The following is a 16,940-nucleotide window of genomic DNA, read 5'->3' as shown; positions in this document are numbered from 1 at the left end:
GACGGCCGGACCCCGCGGGCCCGGCCCGATCCGGACCGGAGGCCCTGAGGCCGGGGGGGGGGGGGGCGGGGGCCCCCCCCGCCCCCCCCCCCCCCCCCCCCCGCCCGGCCCCCCCCCCCCCCCCCCCCCCCCCCCCCCCCGCGGCTCTGTCGTACTCGGGTGTTGTTACGCGGTCAGGCAGACTTCCTGCTGTCCCGCGGGTGTACGGCGATGTTCATGGCTCCGGAGCGCAGAACCGCCAGCCTCTCGGCGAGCACTTCCTCCAGCTCCTCGCGTGTGCGCCGCTCCATGAGCATGTCCCAGTGCGTGCGCGCAGGCTTGCCCTTCTTCTCCTCGGGGCCATCCCCGTCCACCAGGAGTGCCATGGCGCCGCACGCCTTGCACTCCCACTCCGGCGGAATTTCCGCCTCTACCGAGAACGGCATCTCAAATCGATGTCCGTTCTGGCATGCGTACTCCACCGCCTGGCGCGGGGCCAGATCGATGCCGCGGTCCGTCTCGTAGCTGGTAACCACGAGTCGCGTGCCGCGGAGAGCTCGCTCACTCATGAATCGTGCCTCCCGGGCTTGTCGCCCACAGGACAGGTGTCGCTGTCGTCGTCATCCGGTCAACGTCCGGTCGGCGGTAAAGATTCCCGTTGCCGGTCATGCGTCGCCCGTCGTGCCGCTGCTTTTTCAGGTTTCCCAGGGTTTCAAGTACCCAGCGATGCCCGGTTTGTCACATCTGGCGGAAGTTGTCACCCAACAGTTCGGCTTCTTCCGCTCGCAGTAACGGTCCTCCGGGCAGGCCAAAGGCGTACACTACCGGCCTTTCACTTCAACGTCTAAATCCGTTCCGGAACGGGATTGCCCGCGGCCGCCACGGCACGCCGGACCGGCACCCTCGCGAGCAGCACGGAACCGACCACGAAGAAGATCACCAACGAGATGATCGCATCCCGGTAACTGCCGGTCAGCTGGTACGCGAGCCCGAACACCAGTGGCCCCAGCCAGCTCAGTCCGCGGTCGCTCATCTCGTACGCGGAGAAGTACTCGGCCTCCTTGCCGCGCGGCACCAGATGGGAGAAGAGCGAGCGCGACAGCGCCTGGCTGCCGCCCAGCACCAGGCCGATCGCCGACGCCAGCGCATAGAAGAAGACCGGCGCCCCGGAGGGGAGGAAGTATCCGGCGACGAGGATCAGCGTCCAGACGACGAGCGAACCGAGGATCGTGCGCTTCGCGCCGTACACCCGGGCCAGCCGGCCCATTCCCAGGGCCCCGGCCACCGCGAGTATCTGCACCAGCAGCACCGCCGTGATCAGGGTCGTCTGGTCGAGGTCCAGCTCCTCCGAGCCGTACACCGAGGCCTGGGAGATCACCGTCTGCACGCCGTCGTTGTAGATCAGGTACGCCAGCAGGAAGGAGAGCGTCAGCGGATGGCGGCGCATGTCGCGCAGGGTGGCCATCAGCTGCCGCCACCCCGAACCGACGGCCCCCTCGCCGTCCGGTGCCACGTTCCGGTCGCGCAGCCTGCGCAGCGGCACGATCGTGAAGGCACCCCACCACAGCCCCGCCGAGGCGAGACAGATCCGTACCGAGTCGGACTCGGACAGGCCGAAGGAGTCGTGGCCCGTGTACAGGACCAGGTTCAGGATCAGTACGAAGGCGCCCGAGGTGTATCCGAAGGCCCAGCCGCGCGAGGAGACCGCGTCCCGCTCCTCCGGCCCGGCGATCTGCGGCAGGTACGCGTTGTAGAGCACCATCGACACCGAGATCGAGGCGTTCGCCACGATCAGCAGGAACGCGCCCAGCAGGTAGCGGTCGCCGTCCAGGAAGAACATGCCCGCGGTCGCGACGGCTCCTGTGTAGGCGGCGGCCGCCAGCAGCGGCTTCTTGCGCCCCGTACGGTCCGCGGCGGCGCCCACGATCGGCATCAGGATCACCGCGACCACCACCGACACCGAGACCGCGTAGGCGAACAGCGATCCGGCGCGGACCGGTATGCCGAGCGGGTGCACGAAGCCGTCGGCGTCGGCGGCCGCCTTGGCCGTCGAGGTGAGATAGGGGCCGATGAAGACCGTCAGGACGCTCGTCGAATAGACGGAGCAGGCGAAGTCGTAGAAATACCAGCCGTGTTGTTCGCGTTTTCGGCTCGCGGCCTCGCCGGCGTCCGCCGTCGGTTCCGTCGGCTCAGCGGTTTCCGCGGTCTCGGCGCTCAACCCGCACCCCCTCGTCTCGCCCCGCGAAGACGTCGCACGGCCGGCATCAGGCCCAGGCTCCCCGCCCGCTCAGCACCGTGCGCAGCGTCTCGATGTGATCGGTCATGATGCCATCCACGCCGAGGTCGAGGAGCGCGGCCATCCGCTCGGGTTCGTTCACCGTCCAGACATGCACCTGGAGCCCGCGCGAGTGGGCCTCGCGCACGAAGCGCCGGTCGACCACCCGGACGCCGTTCTGGCTCTCCGGCACCTGGGCGCAGACCGCGCCGGCCCGCAGCGCCGCCGGTATCCCGTACGAGCGAAGCCGCAGGCCCAGCACGCCCCGGACGCCGTAGGACGTGGCGAGCCGGGGGCCCGCCAGCCGGTGCGCCCTGGCGACCCGGGTCTCCGAGAAGGAGCCGACGCACACCCGGTCCCAGGCGTTCGTCCGGCGGATCAGCTCGACCAGCGGGACCAGGGCGGAGGCGGCCTTGATGTCGACGTTCCAGCGGGCGCCCGGGAAGGTCTCCAGCAGCTCCTCGAAGAGCGGCAGCGGTTCCCGGCCGGCCACCCTGGCCTGCCGCACCTCGCTCCACGGCAGCTCGGCTATCCGGCCGCGGGCGTCCGTCACCCGGTCCAGGGTGGCGTCGTGGAAGGCCACCAGACGGCCGTCCGACGTGGTGTGCACATCGGTCTCGAAGTAGCGGTACCCGGCGTCGGAGGCCCGGCGGAACGCGGCCGCGGTGTTCTCGATCCCGTCCGCCGCACCACCGCGATGGGCGAAGGGGATCGTCGCGGGATGGTCCAGATAGGGGTGGCGTACTGAGGTCACTGCGGAAGTATGGCCTGCTCCGGTGTCCGGGCGGTGACGGTGGTCTCGCCGCCGTCCGGCGCGGGCGCGACGACGGCGCTCTCCGCGGCGGCGTCGCCGGTGCCGGTGCCGGTCTCCGCGACTTCGGTGACGGCCCCGGCCCCCGTGGCCGCGTTCCCGCCGACCGCGAAGAAGCGCAGGAAGAACTGGGCGAGCGGGCCGATGGCCAGGGCGTACACGACCGTGCCCGCGCCGAGGGTGCCACCGAGCAGGAAGCCGGTCGCCACCACCGCCACCTCGATCAGCGTCCGCACCAGCCGGATGGAGCGGCCGGTACGCAGATGCAGCCCGGTCATGAGCCCGTCACGCGGGCCGGGGCCGAACCGTGCCGCGATGTACAGCCCCGTGGCGACGCCGTTGACCACGACCCCCGCGGTCATCACGGCGATGCGCGCGGCGAGGCCGTGCACGTCGGGCACCAGCGCCAGCGTGCCGTCCATGGCTATGCCCACCGCGAAGACGTTGGAGACGGTGCCCAGGCCCGGACGCTGCCTGATCGGGATCCACAGCAGCAGCACGGTGGCACCGACGACGATCGAGACGACCCCGATCGACAGGCCGGTGCGCTCGGCGAGCCCCTGATGCAGCACGCCCCAGGGTTCGAGCCCCAGACCGGCACGGACCAGCAGCGCCGAACTCGCCCCGTAGAGCGCGAGACCGACGTACAGCTGAAACAGCCGCCGGGTGAGGTGCGCCCCGCGAGGGACGGCGGTGATGGACAAGGGGTGCCCCCTGGTGTGGTGGAAGTGGACTGCCGCATGTCACTCTGTGGCAGGGGATTGGCCGCCAACTATGGCCAATCCGAGGAAGGTGGACTGATTTCCATGGCTCAGTGGACTTCGGCAGTGGGCGCGGCCCAGCTCGCCCGGCAGCTCCGGGCCCAGCAGCCCCGGCCCGCCGGACCAGGCGCCCGCAGACCGCCCGCCTATCGTGCGCTGGCCGACGGGGTCCGTCTGCTCGTCCTCGAAGGCCGGGTGCCCGTCGCCGCCAGGCTCCCCGCCGAACGCGAACTGGCGCTGGCCCTCTCCGTCAGCCGTACCACCGTCGCCGCCGCGTACGAGGCGCTGCGGACCGAGGGTTTCCTGGAATCCCGCCGGGGAGCCGGCAGCTGGACCGCGGTGCCCGCCGGGAACCCGCTGCCCGCACGCGGTCTGGAACCGCTGCCCCCGGAGTCGCTCGGCTCGATGATCGACCTGGGCTGTGCCTCGCTGCCCGCTCCCGAACCGTGGCTGACCCGGGCGGTCCAGGGCGCCATCGAGGAGCTCGCGCCGTACGCCCACACCCACGGCGACTACCCGGCGGGACTGCCCGCGCTGCGGCAGATGATCGCCGACCGCTACACCGGACGCGGCATCCCGACCATGCCCGAACAGATCATGGTCACCACCGGGGCGATGGGGGCGATCGACGCGATCTGCCATCTCTTCGCGGGCCGGGGCGAGCGGATCGCGGTGGAGTCCCCGAGCTACGCCAACATCCTCCAGCTGATGCGGGAGGCGGGTGCCCGGCTGGTGCCGGTGGCGATGGAGGAGGGGCTCGGCGGCTGGGACATGAACCGGTGGCGCCAGGTGCTGCGGGACGCGGCACCGCGGCTCGCCTATGTCGTCGCCGACTTCCACAACCCCACCGGCGCGCTGGCCGACGAGGACCAGCGGCGCGAGCTGGTGGACGCGGCCCGCTCCGCCGGCACGGTCCTGGTCGTCGACGAGACCATGAACGAGCTCTGCCTCGACCCCGACGTACGGATGCCCCGCCGGGTCTGCGCCTTCGATCCGGCGGGCTCCACCGTGATCACCGTCGGATCGGCGAGCAAGGCCTTCTGGGCGGGCATGCGGATCGGCTGGGTGCGCGCCGCCCCGGACGTGATCCGCAGCCTGGTGGCCGCCCGTGCCTACGCCGACATGGGCACGCCGGTCCTCGAACAGCTCGCCGTGAACTGGCTGATGCGCACCGGCGGCTGGGAGGAGGCCGTGCAGGTCCGGCGCGACCAGGCGCGGGAGAACCGGGACGCGCTCGTCGCCGCGGTCCGCCGGGAGCTGCCCGACTGGGAGTTCTCGGTGCCGGGCGGCGGCCTGACGCTCTGGGTGCGGACCGGCGGCCTCTCCGGCTCCCGGCTGGCGGTGGCCGGGGAGCGGGTCGGGGTGCGCGTTCCGTCCGGTCCCCGGTTCGGGGTCGACGGCGCCTTCGAGGGGTATGTGCGGCTGCCGTTCACGGTCTCGGGTCCGGTCGCGGACGAGGCGGCGGTACGGCTCGCGGCGGCGGCGCAGCTGGTCGGCTCGGGGGCGGGCGCGGGGATCGAGGCGCCGCGTACGTTCGTCGCCTGATCCGGCGTCCGGCGTACCGAAGGGGTGTGGGGTGACCGGCCGGTCACCCCACACCCCTTCGCGCTGTTCCGTTCAGTCGCCGACCGCCAGGCCCTCGACGGCCACGGCCGCGGTCACGGCGCGCGGCGGCACCGGCTCGGGGACGCCCGTCCCTTCCGGCACAGCTGCCTCGGCCGGTGCCTGCCGCTCGGGGAGCAGCCCGAGCACCGCCTGCCGCTGTGCCTCGCCGGTCGCCTCGTCGTACGGATCGGGCGTGGCCGGGACCTGGAGCCGGAGCACCGGAGCGGTGCCGAGCCGCGCGTAGCCGCGGCCGGGCGGCATGTCGGGGACGGGGGTGGTGTGCGGCTCGGTGCCGAGGACCGACTCCGCCTGTTCACGGGAGCAGTGGCCGAGCACCACCCGGGCCCGGCAGTGCGTGCGTACGGTCTCGCCGAGGGTGTCCAGGCCGTCGAACTGGTCGGACAGGACGACGACGACATTGGCCGCCCGGCCGTGCCGCAGCGGCACCTGGAGCAGCTCCTGCGGGTCGGGCCCGCCGTCGGCGGCGGCCAGGTGGGCGAGGGTGCTGGGGCGGTCGAGCAGGATCCACAGCGGGCGCCTGGTGTCCTGCGGCGCGGGACGGCCGGACTGCCGGGCCCGGTTCGTGGCGAGCAGCCGCCGCTCCGTCTCGTGGGCCGCCCACTCCAGGGTGGCCAGCGCGCCGGCCGGCCCGCACTCCACGGCCAGCACGCCGTCGCGCCCGGTCAGGAACGCGTACTCGCCGGTTCCGCTGCCTTCGACGATCAGGATGTCGCCGTGCTGGAGCGCCTGGAGGGCGATGGACCGCAGCAGGGTGGTGGCGCCGCTGCCCGGCTGCCCGATCACCAGCAGATGGGGTTCGGTGGAGCGGGCGCCGGTCCGCCAGACGACCGGAGAGGCGTCGCGGGTGGCGTCGCCGTCGTGCACCGGGACCGTGCGCTGTACCGCGTCACCGTCGGTGAAGCCCAGTACGGTCTCGCCGGGGGCGGTGACGAAGCGCTGGGCGCCGATCGAGGTGGGCAGGGCGCCGAGGACGCTCATGACCAGCCGGTTGCCCTCCTCGTCCCAGGCGAAGTGGTACTCGCGGCCGCGGCCGGACTTGGCGTGCAGCAGCTGCTCGATCCGGGCCCGGGAGGCGGCCTCGCTGTCGGTGAAATAGGCGGGATACGTCACCTGGAGGCGGGTCACCCGCCCGTCGGCGTCGAATTCGTAGTCGCTGAAGGCCTTCTCCCAGTCGCCACCGTGGGAGAACAGCGGACCCGGGTCGTCGGCCACCGAGAAGTACGGCACGAGCGCCTCGTACAGGGACCGCAGCCGTGCGGTCTCCGCGTCGTCCGGTCCGGTCTTCGCCGGGGTCCGCTCCCGCCCCGCCCAGGCGGCGGCGCCCATCACCGTGACCAGGGCGATCAGGCCCCCGTACGGCATGAGTGCGCACGCGAGGACGCAGGCCGCGACGACGAACAGCGTGGGGCCACGCCTGTCCTTGGGTGTCGCGGCCCACTTCTGCCGTCCGGTCGCGGCCAGCATCCGCAGGCCACGGGTGATCGTGATCAGCGGATGGAGGACGTCCGTGGCGTTGTCGGCGGCCGTGCGCGCGAACTCGCGACTGCGAGTGATCGAGGCGCTGCCGCTGCTCAGAATGCGGGGGAGTGGTCGCCGGGCCACGTCGGTCTCCTGAAGGGGTGGGAGCGGTCGCGGAGGGTCAGAACTTGATCCCGCCCAGGAGGCCGGCGAGACTCGCGCCGCCCGCGGTGATGCTCGGTGCGATGGCGGTGCCTGCCAGATAGAAGCCGAACAGGGCAGTGACGAGGGCGTGCGATGCCTTGAGACCGTCCTTCCTGAAGAACAGGAAGACGATGATGCCGAGGATGACGACGCCTGACATGGACAGGATCATGAGTGGTTCTCCTGGTTGGGGGGACAGTCACCATGAGTCCTTCCAGGTTCACCGGAAGTATCTATACGATAAAAGCTGCATTCGGGTGAAAAGTCGTTATTTTCACTTGAATGGCTGCCCGGGTGATCCCGGTGGGGCGGAACAACCGGTGTCGCGTACTGTTCCGGCGCACCATTCGTGATCCTTTGCCACGGGTGGGCCGGAGTCATGTGCCCGGCCGGGCAGTACCCTGTCGGTTCACTCGTACGGCCCCCACGGCGTACGCCCCGGCAGGTCGACAGCGGTGAAACCGATTGATGGAAGGCGGTCCGTCCGATGAGCGAAACACCCGATCCCGAGGTGGTCGAGCTGGCGACGAAGGTCTTCGACCTCGCTCGCCGCGGTGAGACCGACGCACTCGCCGCGTACGTCGACGCGGGTGTCCCCGCGAACCTCACCAACGACCGGGGCGATTCGCTGCTGATGCTCGCCGCGTACCACGGCCACGCCGCCGCCGTCACGGCCCTCGTCGGCCGGGGCGCCGACCCGGACCGGGCCAACGACCGGGGCCAGACGCCGCTCGCCGGGGCCGTTTTCAAGGGCGAGGACGCGGTCGTCGAGGCGCTGCTCTCGGCAGGGGCCGATCCGGCCGCCGGAACGCCCTCCGCCGTGGACACGGCCCGCATGTTCGGCAAGGCCGACCTGCTGGAACTCTTCGGCTCCCGCTGACCGGGTACGCCGTAAATGTGGTCGCGGTGGCGAAATGGCTGGGTCATCATGACGTCGCGGGCCCGGCTCCGGGCCACCGACGAGAGGCAGAGGAAGATGGTCTACACCAAGCAGAAGACGGCGGTCGGCCGATCATGTTGCTGCGCGGCGTAGTGCCCACCCGGCACTTGGAACTGCACAGTCCCGGTTGCGTCGACAGCTTGATGTGAGGCTTTTTCCATGTTTGATCCGTTCATAGCGCCGAGCGGCACTCTGCTCGGCCTGCTGCAGAGGGGCCGTGGCGACGGCACGCTCCACGCGCTCGCCGCACCACGCCCAGAGGCCCTGGCGGCTCTCAACCACTGCGTCCTGAGCGATCCGCGTCACGACTGGCAGGTGGAGAACCGCTCCCTCTACTACGCACGCCTCTATCTCGACCTCGACGGCGGCATCGAAGAGATCGAACGGCACCTGTGCGATCCCGACGACCACCTCGACACCGACGACTCACGCACCGGGCTCGCCCTCGCCGTGCTGGGCCACCTCGCCTCGTACGGACGTGGCGACGCCCTGGCCCTGCTGCGGCGGTACGCCGCGACCGGCGCCAACTGGGCCTGGGCCCTCGACGAACTCGCCCTGCGCGACGACGACGCGGGACTCCACTCCCTGGCCGTACCCGTGCTCGGCCGGTTCCCGGCCACCGAGGAGGGCACGGCCGAGCTGGCCGCCGCCGTACGGGACGCCTACGAGCCCCGCCCCTGGCGGCTGTGGGCGGACGACCCGCGCGACGAGGTCGGCGCCAGGATCCGAGCCGCCTCGGAACAGGGCTCGTTCGACCGCTGGCAGCGCCAGATGCGCCCCGGCGGCCCCCGCCCGGGCTGGAGCGTCCAGGCGGTCTTCGACTGGGCCCAGCAGGGGCTCGAACGCGGCAGCACCCTCCATGTGCCGGCTGCCCGCTGTCTCACCGCCGTCGCGGGCCCCGAGGACCGGCCCACGATCGTCGAGGCCGCCCGCAGCGGCCCCGACGGCGCCCGCTGTGCCGCCCTGCACTACCTGGCAGAGGCCAGGGACCCGGCCGTGCTCGACCTGATCGAGGCCGGAGCCGTCAGCGCCTCGCGCACCGTTGCCGACGCGTCCGTCGCCGCCTTCGAGCGGATGTGCGGCGACGCTGCGGTGGACCGCGCCCGCGGCTGGGCCCGGCGGCCCGACGCGCTCGGCGCCTCCGCGGCCGGTGTGCTCGCCTGCCGGGGCGGCGCCCAGGACGCCCCTCTGGTCCTCGGCGCACTCCGCGAGGCCGTACGGGGCGACGGACCGGACGCCCCACGGCTGTGGACCCTCGTCGACGGCGCGGGACGGCTGGGCATCGGCTGCGCCGCTCCCGTGCTGCGGCACGTCTACCGGGAGACGTCCTCCTCACACCTGCGCGGCCGGGCGGCCCGCGCCCTGGCCGCCACCGACCCCTCCTTCGCCACCGGCTTCGCCGTCGAGTGCCTGTGGGACTGCGAGGAGACCACCCGCGAGGTCGCCGCACTCCACGCGGAGACCGGGGACATCAGGGTCGCCGAGCGACTCCGCCGCCTCGCCGCCGACCCGGCCGAGGAGGCCGAGGTGCAGACGGCGGTACGCAGCAGGATCGGGCCCGACACCCCGGCGGCCTGACCGAGCGGTACAACGACGCGCGTCGGGGGGCGCGCGGCGTGAATGGGCGGGCGGCGCCACACACCCCGGCTCAAACGCTCATGGGACGTTCCCCGGGCGGAAAGATCCAAGTCGGCCCGGTCACGCCCGGCGTGGCGACAACACGAACATGCGTGTCGTCATCGTCACCGAATCCTTCCCGCCCGATGTCAACGGCGTGGCCCACTGCACCCTGCAGACGGCCCGTCATCTCGTCGCCCGCGGCCACGAACCGCTCGTCATCGCCCCGGCCCCGGCCGGTACGACGACCTCCCGCCGCGACCCCTCCGACACCCCCGGGACCGACGCCCCGTGCCCCGTGGTGCGCGTCCCCTCCCTCCCGCTGCCCGGCTACCCCCAGGTCCGGATCGCGCTCCCCGGCAGGCGGCTGACCGCCGCACTCACCGCCCACCGCGCCGAACTCGTCCATCTCGCCGGACCGTTCGTGCTCGGAGCACGGGGCATGGCCGCCGCCGCCCGGCTCGGGCTGCCGGCCGTGGCCGTCTACCAGACCGATCTGGCCGGCTACGCACGTACCTACCTCGGCACCGGCGAGAACGCCGCCTGGCGCCGGATGCGCGCCGTGCACAGCGCGGCCGACCGCACCCTCGCCCCGTCCACCGCCGCCCTGCGCGACCTCACCGGGCACGGCGTGCCCCGGGTGCGGCTCTGGCCACGAGGCGTCGACACCGCACGGTTCCGGCCCGCGCTGCGGGACGAGCCGCTGCGCCGCCGCCTCGCGCCCGGCGGCGAGACGATCGTCGGATACGTCGGGCGGCTCGCCCCCGAGAAGCACGTCGAACTCCTTGCCGCGGCCTGCGCGCTGCCCGGCATCCGGGTCGTGGTCGTCGGGGACGGCCCCAGCGGGGCATCGCTGCGGACCGCCCTGCCCGGCGCGGTCCTCCTCGGCCGCCGGACCGGCGACGACCTCGCCCGGATCTTCGCCTCACTGGACGTGTTCGTGCACACCGGTCCGTACGAGACGTTCTGCCAGACGGTCCAGGAGGCCATGGCCTGCGCGCTGCCGGTGATCGCCCCGGCGGCGGGCGGACCGCTCGACCTCGTCGACCACGGGCGCACCGGGCTGCTCGTCCCCCCGCTCGACGCCCGCGCCGTGGCCGACGCGGTCGGCGCACTCGCGGCCGACCCCGCACGCGCCGCCGCCTACGGCGCCGCCGGCCGGGCCGCGGTGGAGGGACGGACCTGGCAGGCGGTCGGCGATCAACTCCTGGACCACTACGACGAGGTGCTCCGCGACCGCACGGCGGTGGCGGCATGAACGGCCGCGAAGAGCGCATGGTCATCGTCCGGCTGGCGAACTTCATCACCCCCTCGTCCGGCGGGCTGCGCACCGCCCTGCACGAACTCGGCCGCGGCTACCTCGCCGCCGGCCACGAACCCGTACTCGTCGTCCCCGGCAGCGGACCGGGCGACGAGCGTACGGAACAGGGGCGGGTGATCACGCTCCCCGGACCGGTCGTGCCGGGCAGCGGCGGCTACCGCGTACTGACCGGCCGGAACCGGCTCCGTCCCCTCCTGGAGACGCTGCGGCCCGACCGGCTGGAGGTCTCCGACCGGACCACGCTGCGCTGGACCGGCGAATGGGCGCGCCGCGCCAGGGTGCCCGCCGTGATGGTCTCCCACGAGACCGCCGACGGAGTGCTGCGCACCTGGGGCCTCCCGGCCGGCGCGGCCGGACGCGCCGCCGACCGCCTCAACGCCCGCAGCGCCCACGCCTACACCCGGATCGTCTGCACCACGCAATGGGCGGAACGGGAGTTCCAGCGCATCGGCGCCCGCAATGTGGTGCGGGCACCGCTCGGCGTGGACCTGCGGCGCTGCCGCCCGCAACGCCGCAGCACGGTGCTGCGCGCCGGACACCTGCACGGCCGGGACGTGCTGATCCTGCTGTGCTCGCGGCTCTCGGTCGAGAAGCGTCCGGGCCGGGCGTTGGAGACCCTCGCCGAGCTGCGGCGACGGGGGGTGCGGGCGGCGCTGGTCGTCGCGGGCGACGGACCGCTGCGCGCGGGCCTGGAGGCCAGGGCGCGGGCACAGCGGCTGCCGGTCGAATTCCTGGGCCATGTGCGGGACCGGGAGACCCTGGCCGATCTGCAGGCGGCGGCCGACATCTGCCTGGCGCCCGGTCCCGCCGAGACGTTCGGCCTGTCGGCCCTGGAGGCTCTGGCCTGCGGAACCCCGGTGGTGGCAAGCGCGAGCTCCGCACTCCCGGAGGTGATCGGCGGCGCCGGAGCGGCCGCCGAGGACACCGGCGAGGCGTTCGCCGCCGCCGTACGCGAGCTGCTCGGCCGCCCGGCGGACGAGCGCCGCGCCACGGCCAGGGCACGCGCCGAACTCTTCGGCTGGGACCGCTCGGTGGCCGCGTTCCTGGCCGCCCACGAGGTGCCGGACCGGGGCGCGATCCGCGAGGCGCGGGCATGACGGCCGGGCCGGGAGAGATGGGAGAGACGGAGGAGATGGCCAGGACGGCCGGGCCGGGAGAGACGGGCAGGACGCCCCTGGCGGGAAAAAGGCACAGGACGGGCATGGCGTCCAGGCAGGGAGGGGCGGGCTCGACGGGGGTGCCGGAGGAGACGGGCTCGGGTGTGCAGAAGGAGGCGGGCTCGGGCGTGCCGGCGCCGCGCGGCGCCCGCGAGCCACGTCCGACGGGACCCCCGGACCCGTCCCCGGTACGGTTCGCCGCGCTGGGGGACTCGTTCACCGAAGGGGTCGGCGACCCCGTCCCCGGCGGGCTGCGGGGTTGGGCGGCGCTGCTCGCGGAGGGGGTCGCGGACGGACGGCGGGGCGTGGACTTCCGCAACTTCGCCGTCAGCGGTGCGCAGTCCGGCGACGTCCGGGACCGGCAGGCCCCGGCAGCGGCGGCGTTCCGGCCGCACCTCGCCTCCGTCGTCGTCGGCGTCAACGACACCCTGCGCCGCACCTTCGACCTGCCGCTCCTCGCCCGGCGCCTGGACGAGGTCTACGCACTGCTGGCCGGGGGCGGTGCCGTGCTCCTGACCGTCTGCCTGCCCGACCCCGGCGCGATGCTCGGGCTACCCGCCCCGCTGGGCAGACCCCTGGCCCGGCGACAGGCCGCGGTGAACGCCGTGGTCCACGCCCTGTCCGAACGCTACGACGCGGTCCATCTGCACATGGGGGACCGGGCCTGGGTCGAGGACCGCTCGCTGTGGAGCCCCGACCGGCTCCACCCGGCCGAACGCGGACACCGTACGGTCGCGGCGGGCTTCCACCGGCTGCTGGCCGCCCGGGGGCGGGCCCTCGGCCCCGCCCCCGGGCTCGACCCGCGTCGGCCGCTCCCGGGCCGCCTCGACTCCTGGCTCCGGCTGGTCACCGCGGGCACCGGCTGGCTGGCCCGCCGGAGCACCGATCTGCTGCCCCAACTGCTCTGCCTGGCCGGAGCGGAGCTGCGGCACGCGGCGTGCGGCACCGGTGCACTCCTCGACCGACGGGCCGAGGAGGCCCTGCGGGGCGCGCTGGCCGCCGTACAGCCGGCCGACGCCCGGACGGCGGGGGCACGGGCCGCGCCGTCCGGGCCGTCGACCGCGCCGCGGGTCAGTATGGAGGGATGACGGGACGCTGGGAGTTCTGGATCGACCGGGGCGGGACGTTCACCGATGTCGTGGGCCGGGCCCCGGACGGGCACCTGGTCACCCGCAAGCTGCTCTCCCACGACCCGGACCGCTACCGCGACGCCGCCGTGGCCGGAATCCGGGCGCTGCTCGGCCTCGGCCCCACCGAACCGGTCCCCGCCGACCGGGTCGCAGCGGTGCGGATCGGCACCACGGTCGCCACCAACGCCCTGCTGGAGCGGCGCGGCGAACCGACCGTCCTGGTCATCACGGAGGGCTTCCGGGACGCCCTGCGCATCGCGTACCAGAACCGGCCCAGGCTCTTCGACCGCCGCATCGTGCTGCCCGAGGCCGTCTACGAGCGGGTGATCGAGGTCCCCGAGCGCGTCGACGCCCGAGGCCGGGTCGTCACACCGCTGGACCTGGACGCGGTCACCGAGCGGCTGCGCGCCGCCCACGCCGACGGACTGCGCAGCGCGGCCGTCGTCCTGATGCACGGCTACCGCCACCCCGCACACGAGAGCGCCGTGGCCGCCGCCGCCCGCGCAGTGGGCTTCACCCAGGTCAGCTGCTCGCACGAGGTGAGCCCGCTGATCAAGCTGGTGCCACGCGGCGACACCACCGTCGTCGACGCCTACCTCTCACCGATCCTGCGCCGCTACGTCGACGAGATCGCCGGCGAACTCGACGGCATCCGGCTGATGTTCATGCAGTCCAACGGCGGACTGCGCGAGGCCTCCCACTTCCGGGGCAAGGACGCGGTGCTCTCCGGCCCCGCCGGAGGCGTGGTCGGCATGGCCCGCACCTCCGAACAGGCCGGATTCGACCGGGTCATCGGCTTCGACATGGGCGGTACGTCCACCGACGTCTCGCACTACGCGGGCGAGTTCGAACGCGAGCTCGGCACCCAGGTCGCCGGGGTGCGGATGCGCGCCCCGATGATGAGCATCCACACCGTCGCGGCCGGCGGCGGCTCCGTGCTGCACTTCGACGGCCGGCGCTACCGGGTCGGCCCCGACTCGGCGGGCGCCATCCCCGGCCCGGCCTGCTACCGCCGCGGCGGCCCGCTGACCGTCACCGACGCCAATGTGATGCTCGGCCGGATCCAGCCCGCGCACTTCCCGGCCGTGTTCGGACCGGACGGAGACCTCCCGCTCGACGCGGACCTGGTCCGCGAACGCTTCGACGCGCTCGCCGAGGACGTGGCGCGCGCCACCGGAACCCGGCGCACGGCCGCCGGAACCGCCGCCGGGTTCCTGGAGATCGCCGTGCTCAACATGGCGAACGCGGTCAAGAAGATCTCCGTACAGCGGGGGCACGACATCACCCGCTACGCGCTGACCGGCTTCGGCGGCGCCGGTGGCCAGCACGTCTGCGCCGTCGCCGACTCCCTGGGCATCGACACGGTCCTCGTACCGCCACTGGCGGGCGTGCTGTCCGCGTACGGGATCGGCCTCGCCGACGCCACCGCGATGCGCGAGCAGTCGGTCGAGGCGGAACTGGACGAGTCGACCCGGACGGTCCGGGAACTCTGCGACGAACTGGCCGCCCGGACCCGCGCCGAACTGCGCGCCGACGCCGTCCCCGACAGCGCGATCAGCACCCACGCCCGGGTGCTGCTGCGCTACGCCGGTACGGATTCCAGCCTGCCCGTCGACCTGGACACCGCATCCGCCATGGCCGCGGCGTTCACCGCGGAGCACCGCGCACGCTACGCGTTCACCATGGACAAGCCGCTGGTCGTCGAGGCGGTCTCGGTCGAGGCGACCGGAACGGCCGGCCGGCACCGGCCACCCCGGGCCGACCGCACAGCCCGCCCCGGCTCCAGGCCCCGACCGCACGACACCGTACGGATGTTCGCCGACGGCCGATGGCAGGACACCCCGCTCCACCGCCGCGCGGACCTCGCCCCCGGCGACACCGTGACCGGCCCCGCCGTGATCGCCGAAACCGACGCCACCACCGTCGTCGACCCCGGCTGGCAGGCCACCCCCGACGGCACCGGCCATCTGGTGCTCACCAGGGCCCGCCCGCGCCCGGACCGGACCGCCGTCGGTACCCGCGTCGACCCCGTCATGCTGGAGGTCTTCAACAACCTCTTCATGTCGATCGCCGAGCAGATGGGCGTGCGCCTGGAGAACACGGCGCACTCCGTCAACATCAAGGAGCGCCTCGACTTCTCCTGCGCGCTCTTCGACGCGGACGGCAACCTGATCGCCAACGCCCCGCACATCCCGGTCCACCTCGGCTCGATGGGGGAGTCCATCAAGGAGGTGCTCCGGCGCAACGGCGACACGATGCGGCCCGGTGACGTGTACGCCATCAACGATCCGTACCACGGCGGAACCCACCTGCCCGACGTGACGGTGGTGACACCGGTGTTCGACGCGACCGGCGGCGAACGTCCCCGGCTCCGCTTCCTCGTGGCGTCGCGCGGACACCACGCCGAGATCGGCGGCATCACCCCCGGCTCCATGCCGGCCTTCAGCCGCACCATCCACGAGGAGGGGGTGCTGTTCGACAACTGGCTGCTGGTGCGCGACGGCAGGTTCCGCGAGGACGAGACCCGCGAACTCCTCACCACGGCCGCCCACCCCTCCCGCGACCCCGGGGCCAACCTCGCCGACCTGCGCGCCCAGATCGCCGCGAACGAGAAGGGCATCGCCGAACTCAGGCACATGACCGAACAGTTCGGTACCGATGCCGTGGACGCGTACATGCGGCACGTGCAGGACAACGCCGAGGAGTCCGTCCGCCGGATCATCGCCGCACTGCACGACGGGTCCTACCGCTACGAGACCGACAACGGCGCGGTCATCGAGGTCGCCCTCACCGTGGACCGGGCCGCCCGCGGCGCGATCGTCGACTTCACCGGCACCTCACCCCAGCAGCCGGGCAACTTCAACGCGCCGAAATCCGTGGTCATGGCAGCCGTGCTCTACGTCTTCCGGACCCTGGTCGACGACGACATCCCCCTCAACAGCGGCTGCCTGAAGCCCGTGGAGGTCCGGATCCCGGAAGGCTCCATGCTGGCACCCGTCCACCCGGCGGCCACCGTCGCGGGAAACGTGGAGACGTCCCAGGCCGTCACCGGCGCCCTGTACGCGGCCCTCGGCATCCAGGCCGAGGGCTCGGGCACCATGAACAACCTCACCTTCGGCAACGAACGGGTCCAGTACTACGAGACGGTGGCGAGCGGCTCCGGCGCGGGCGACGGCTTCGACGGCGCCGACGCCGTACAGACCCACATGACCAACTCCCGCCTCACCGACCCCGAAGTCCTCGAATGGCGCTACCCCGTCCTGCTGGAGAGCTTCCGGGTACGCGACGGCAGCGGCGGCGACGGACACTGGCACGGCGGCCGCGGCGTGGAACGGCGCATCCGCTTCCTGGAACCCGTCACCGTCGCGCTCCTCTCCGGCCACCGCCGGGTCCGCCCGTACGGAATGGCGGGCGGCGGGCCCGGCGCACCGGGCGATCAGCACATCGAACACCCGGACGGCCGGGCGCCCACCCCGCTGCGCGGCTGCGACACGGCCGAACTGGAACCCGGGGACGTACTGGTGCTCCGGACACCGGGCGGCGGGGGATTCGGAACCCCGGAGCCGGACCACGACGACGGTACGGAACACGGCGGCGAAGAGCCGTGACGCGGGGTCGCTTCTGCGCCGTTTCGACCGTTGTCTGTCCGAGGACCTAATCT

Annotated in this window: 13 protein-coding genes; 7 read left to right on the top strand and 6 right to left on the bottom strand. The window is 73.1% G+C overall.

Annotated features, from left to right (window positions below; translation table 11 throughout):
* Positions 1-173: 173 nt before the first annotated feature.
* The 4 genes from ACGF8B_RS41005 to ACGF8B_RS40990 all read right to left on the bottom strand — a co-directional run bounded on the left by ACGF8B_RS41005 (position 174) and on the right by ACGF8B_RS40990 (position 3,769).
* Complete coding sequence (locus ACGF8B_RS41005; protein WP_007262928.1) at positions 174-548, bottom strand: RNA polymerase-binding protein RbpA; 375 nt, start codon at positions 546-548, stop codon at positions 174-176.
* 275 nt (positions 549-823) lie between these two features.
* A complete protein-coding gene (locus tag ACGF8B_RS41000; RefSeq protein WP_392747898.1) occupies positions 824-2,197 on the bottom strand; it encodes an MFS transporter in 1,374 nt (457 codons plus the stop codon).
* A gap of 46 nt (positions 2,198-2,243) precedes the next feature.
* On the bottom strand, positions 2,244-3,008 hold the full coding sequence (locus ACGF8B_RS40995) for a glycerophosphodiester phosphodiesterase (protein WP_392747896.1): 765 nt from the start codon (positions 3,006-3,008) through the stop codon (positions 2,244-2,246).
* Entirely contained in the window at positions 3,005-3,769 is a 765-nt protein-coding gene (locus ACGF8B_RS40990) for a YitT family protein (RefSeq protein ID WP_392747895.1), read from the bottom strand. The genes ACGF8B_RS40995 and ACGF8B_RS40990 overlap by 4 nt, the downstream gene beginning before the upstream one ends.
* 102 nt (positions 3,770-3,871) lie before the next feature.
* On the opposite strand from ACGF8B_RS40990, the gene ACGF8B_RS40985 reads away from it, so the two are divergent.
* Entirely contained in the window at positions 3,872-5,371 is a 1,500-nt protein-coding gene (locus ACGF8B_RS40985) for a PLP-dependent aminotransferase family protein (protein WP_392747893.1), read from the top strand.
* Between the two features lie 72 nt (positions 5,372-5,443).
* On the opposite strand, the gene ACGF8B_RS40980 is transcribed toward ACGF8B_RS40985, so the two are convergent.
* Together ACGF8B_RS40980 and ACGF8B_RS40975 are read right to left on the bottom strand one after the other, a co-directional pair.
* The gene (locus tag ACGF8B_RS40980; RefSeq protein ID WP_392747891.1) at positions 5,444-7,054 is read right to left on the bottom strand and encodes a hypothetical protein; all 1,611 of its coding nucleotides are present in this window, start codon (positions 7,052-7,054) and stop codon (positions 5,444-5,446) included.
* A 37-nt stretch (positions 7,055-7,091) separates the two neighbouring features.
* Positions 7,092-7,286, bottom strand: coding sequence for a hypothetical protein (locus ACGF8B_RS40975; RefSeq protein WP_018103962.1), 195 nt, complete (start codon positions 7,284-7,286; stop codon positions 7,092-7,094).
* Positions 7,287-7,601: 315 nt separating this feature from the next.
* Here ACGF8B_RS40975 and ACGF8B_RS40970 point away from each other — a divergent pair, with 315 nt between their 5' ends.
* The 6 genes from ACGF8B_RS40970 to ACGF8B_RS40945 all read left to right on the top strand — a co-directional run bounded on the left by ACGF8B_RS40970 (position 7,602) and on the right by ACGF8B_RS40945 (position 16,887).
* On the top strand, positions 7,602-7,994 hold the full coding sequence (locus ACGF8B_RS40970; protein ID WP_124718970.1) for an ankyrin repeat domain-containing protein: 393 nt from the start codon (positions 7,602-7,604) through the stop codon (positions 7,992-7,994).
* 219 nt (positions 7,995-8,213) lie between these two features.
* Positions 8,214-9,632 carry a HEAT repeat domain-containing protein gene (locus tag ACGF8B_RS40965; RefSeq protein WP_392747889.1) on the top strand — a complete coding sequence of 473 codons (1,419 nt, stop codon included), beginning with the start codon at positions 8,214-8,216 and terminating at the stop codon, positions 9,630-9,632.
* A 148-nt stretch (positions 9,633-9,780) separates the two neighbouring features.
* Positions 9,781-10,929: a glycosyltransferase family 4 protein gene (locus ACGF8B_RS40960; protein ID WP_392747887.1), complete on the top strand. Its 1,149-nt coding sequence runs from the start codon at positions 9,781-9,783 to the stop codon at positions 10,927-10,929.
* A complete protein-coding gene (locus ACGF8B_RS40955; protein ID WP_392747885.1) occupies positions 10,926-12,089 on the top strand; it encodes a glycosyltransferase in 1,164 nt (387 codons plus the stop codon). The genes ACGF8B_RS40960 and ACGF8B_RS40955 overlap by 4 nt, the downstream gene beginning before the upstream one ends.
* Positions 12,090-12,193: 104 nt before the next feature.
* Complete coding sequence (locus ACGF8B_RS40950; protein ID WP_392747883.1) at positions 12,194-13,237, top strand: SGNH/GDSL hydrolase family protein; 1,044 nt, start codon at positions 12,194-12,196, stop codon at positions 13,235-13,237.
* Complete coding sequence (locus ACGF8B_RS40945) at positions 13,234-16,887, top strand: hydantoinase B/oxoprolinase family protein (RefSeq protein WP_392747882.1); 3,654 nt, start codon at positions 13,234-13,236, stop codon at positions 16,885-16,887. Before ACGF8B_RS40950 ends, ACGF8B_RS40945 begins: the two co-directional genes overlap by 4 nt.
* Positions 16,888-16,940 lie beyond the last annotated feature (53 nt).

It is taken from the genome of Streptomyces sp. NPDC047917 (assembly GCF_043204345.1).
GTDB lineage: Bacteria > Actinomycetota > Actinomycetes > Streptomycetales > Streptomycetaceae > Streptomyces > Streptomyces sanglieri.
The sequence above is the reverse complement of the archived record's forward strand: the minus strand, read 5'-3'. Positions and strand labels throughout refer to the sequence as shown.

What these genes read in the sequence shown, in the direction of transcription:
- ACGF8B_RS41005 (WP_007262928.1), bottom strand. Translation starts at nt 548, where the DNA reads ATGAGTGAGCGAGCTCTCCGCGGCACGCGACTCGTGGTTACCAGCTAC.
- ACGF8B_RS40985 (WP_392747893.1), top strand. Translation starts at nt 3,872, where the DNA reads ATGGCTCAGTGGACTTCGGCAGTGGGCGCGGCCCAGCTCGCCCGGCAG.
- ACGF8B_RS40975 (WP_018103962.1), bottom strand. Translation starts at nt 7,286, where the DNA reads ATGATCCTGTCCATGTCAGGCGTCGTCATCCTCGGCATCATCGTCTTC.
- ACGF8B_RS40970 (WP_124718970.1), top strand. Translation starts at nt 7,602, where the DNA reads ATGAGCGAAACACCCGATCCCGAGGTGGTCGAGCTGGCGACGAAGGTC.
- ACGF8B_RS40965 (WP_392747889.1), top strand. Translation starts at nt 8,214, where the DNA reads ATGTTTGATCCGTTCATAGCGCCGAGCGGCACTCTGCTCGGCCTGCTG.
- ACGF8B_RS40960 (WP_392747887.1), top strand. Translation starts at nt 9,781, where the DNA reads ATGCGTGTCGTCATCGTCACCGAATCCTTCCCGCCCGATGTCAACGGC.
- ACGF8B_RS40955 (WP_392747885.1), top strand. Translation starts at nt 10,926, where the DNA reads ATGAACGGCCGCGAAGAGCGCATGGTCATCGTCCGGCTGGCGAACTTC.
- ACGF8B_RS40950 (WP_392747883.1), top strand. Translation starts at nt 12,194, where the DNA reads ATGGCGTCCAGGCAGGGAGGGGCGGGCTCGACGGGGGTGCCGGAGGAG.
- ACGF8B_RS40945 (WP_392747882.1), top strand. Translation starts at nt 13,234, where the DNA reads ATGACGGGACGCTGGGAGTTCTGGATCGACCGGGGCGGGACGTTCACC.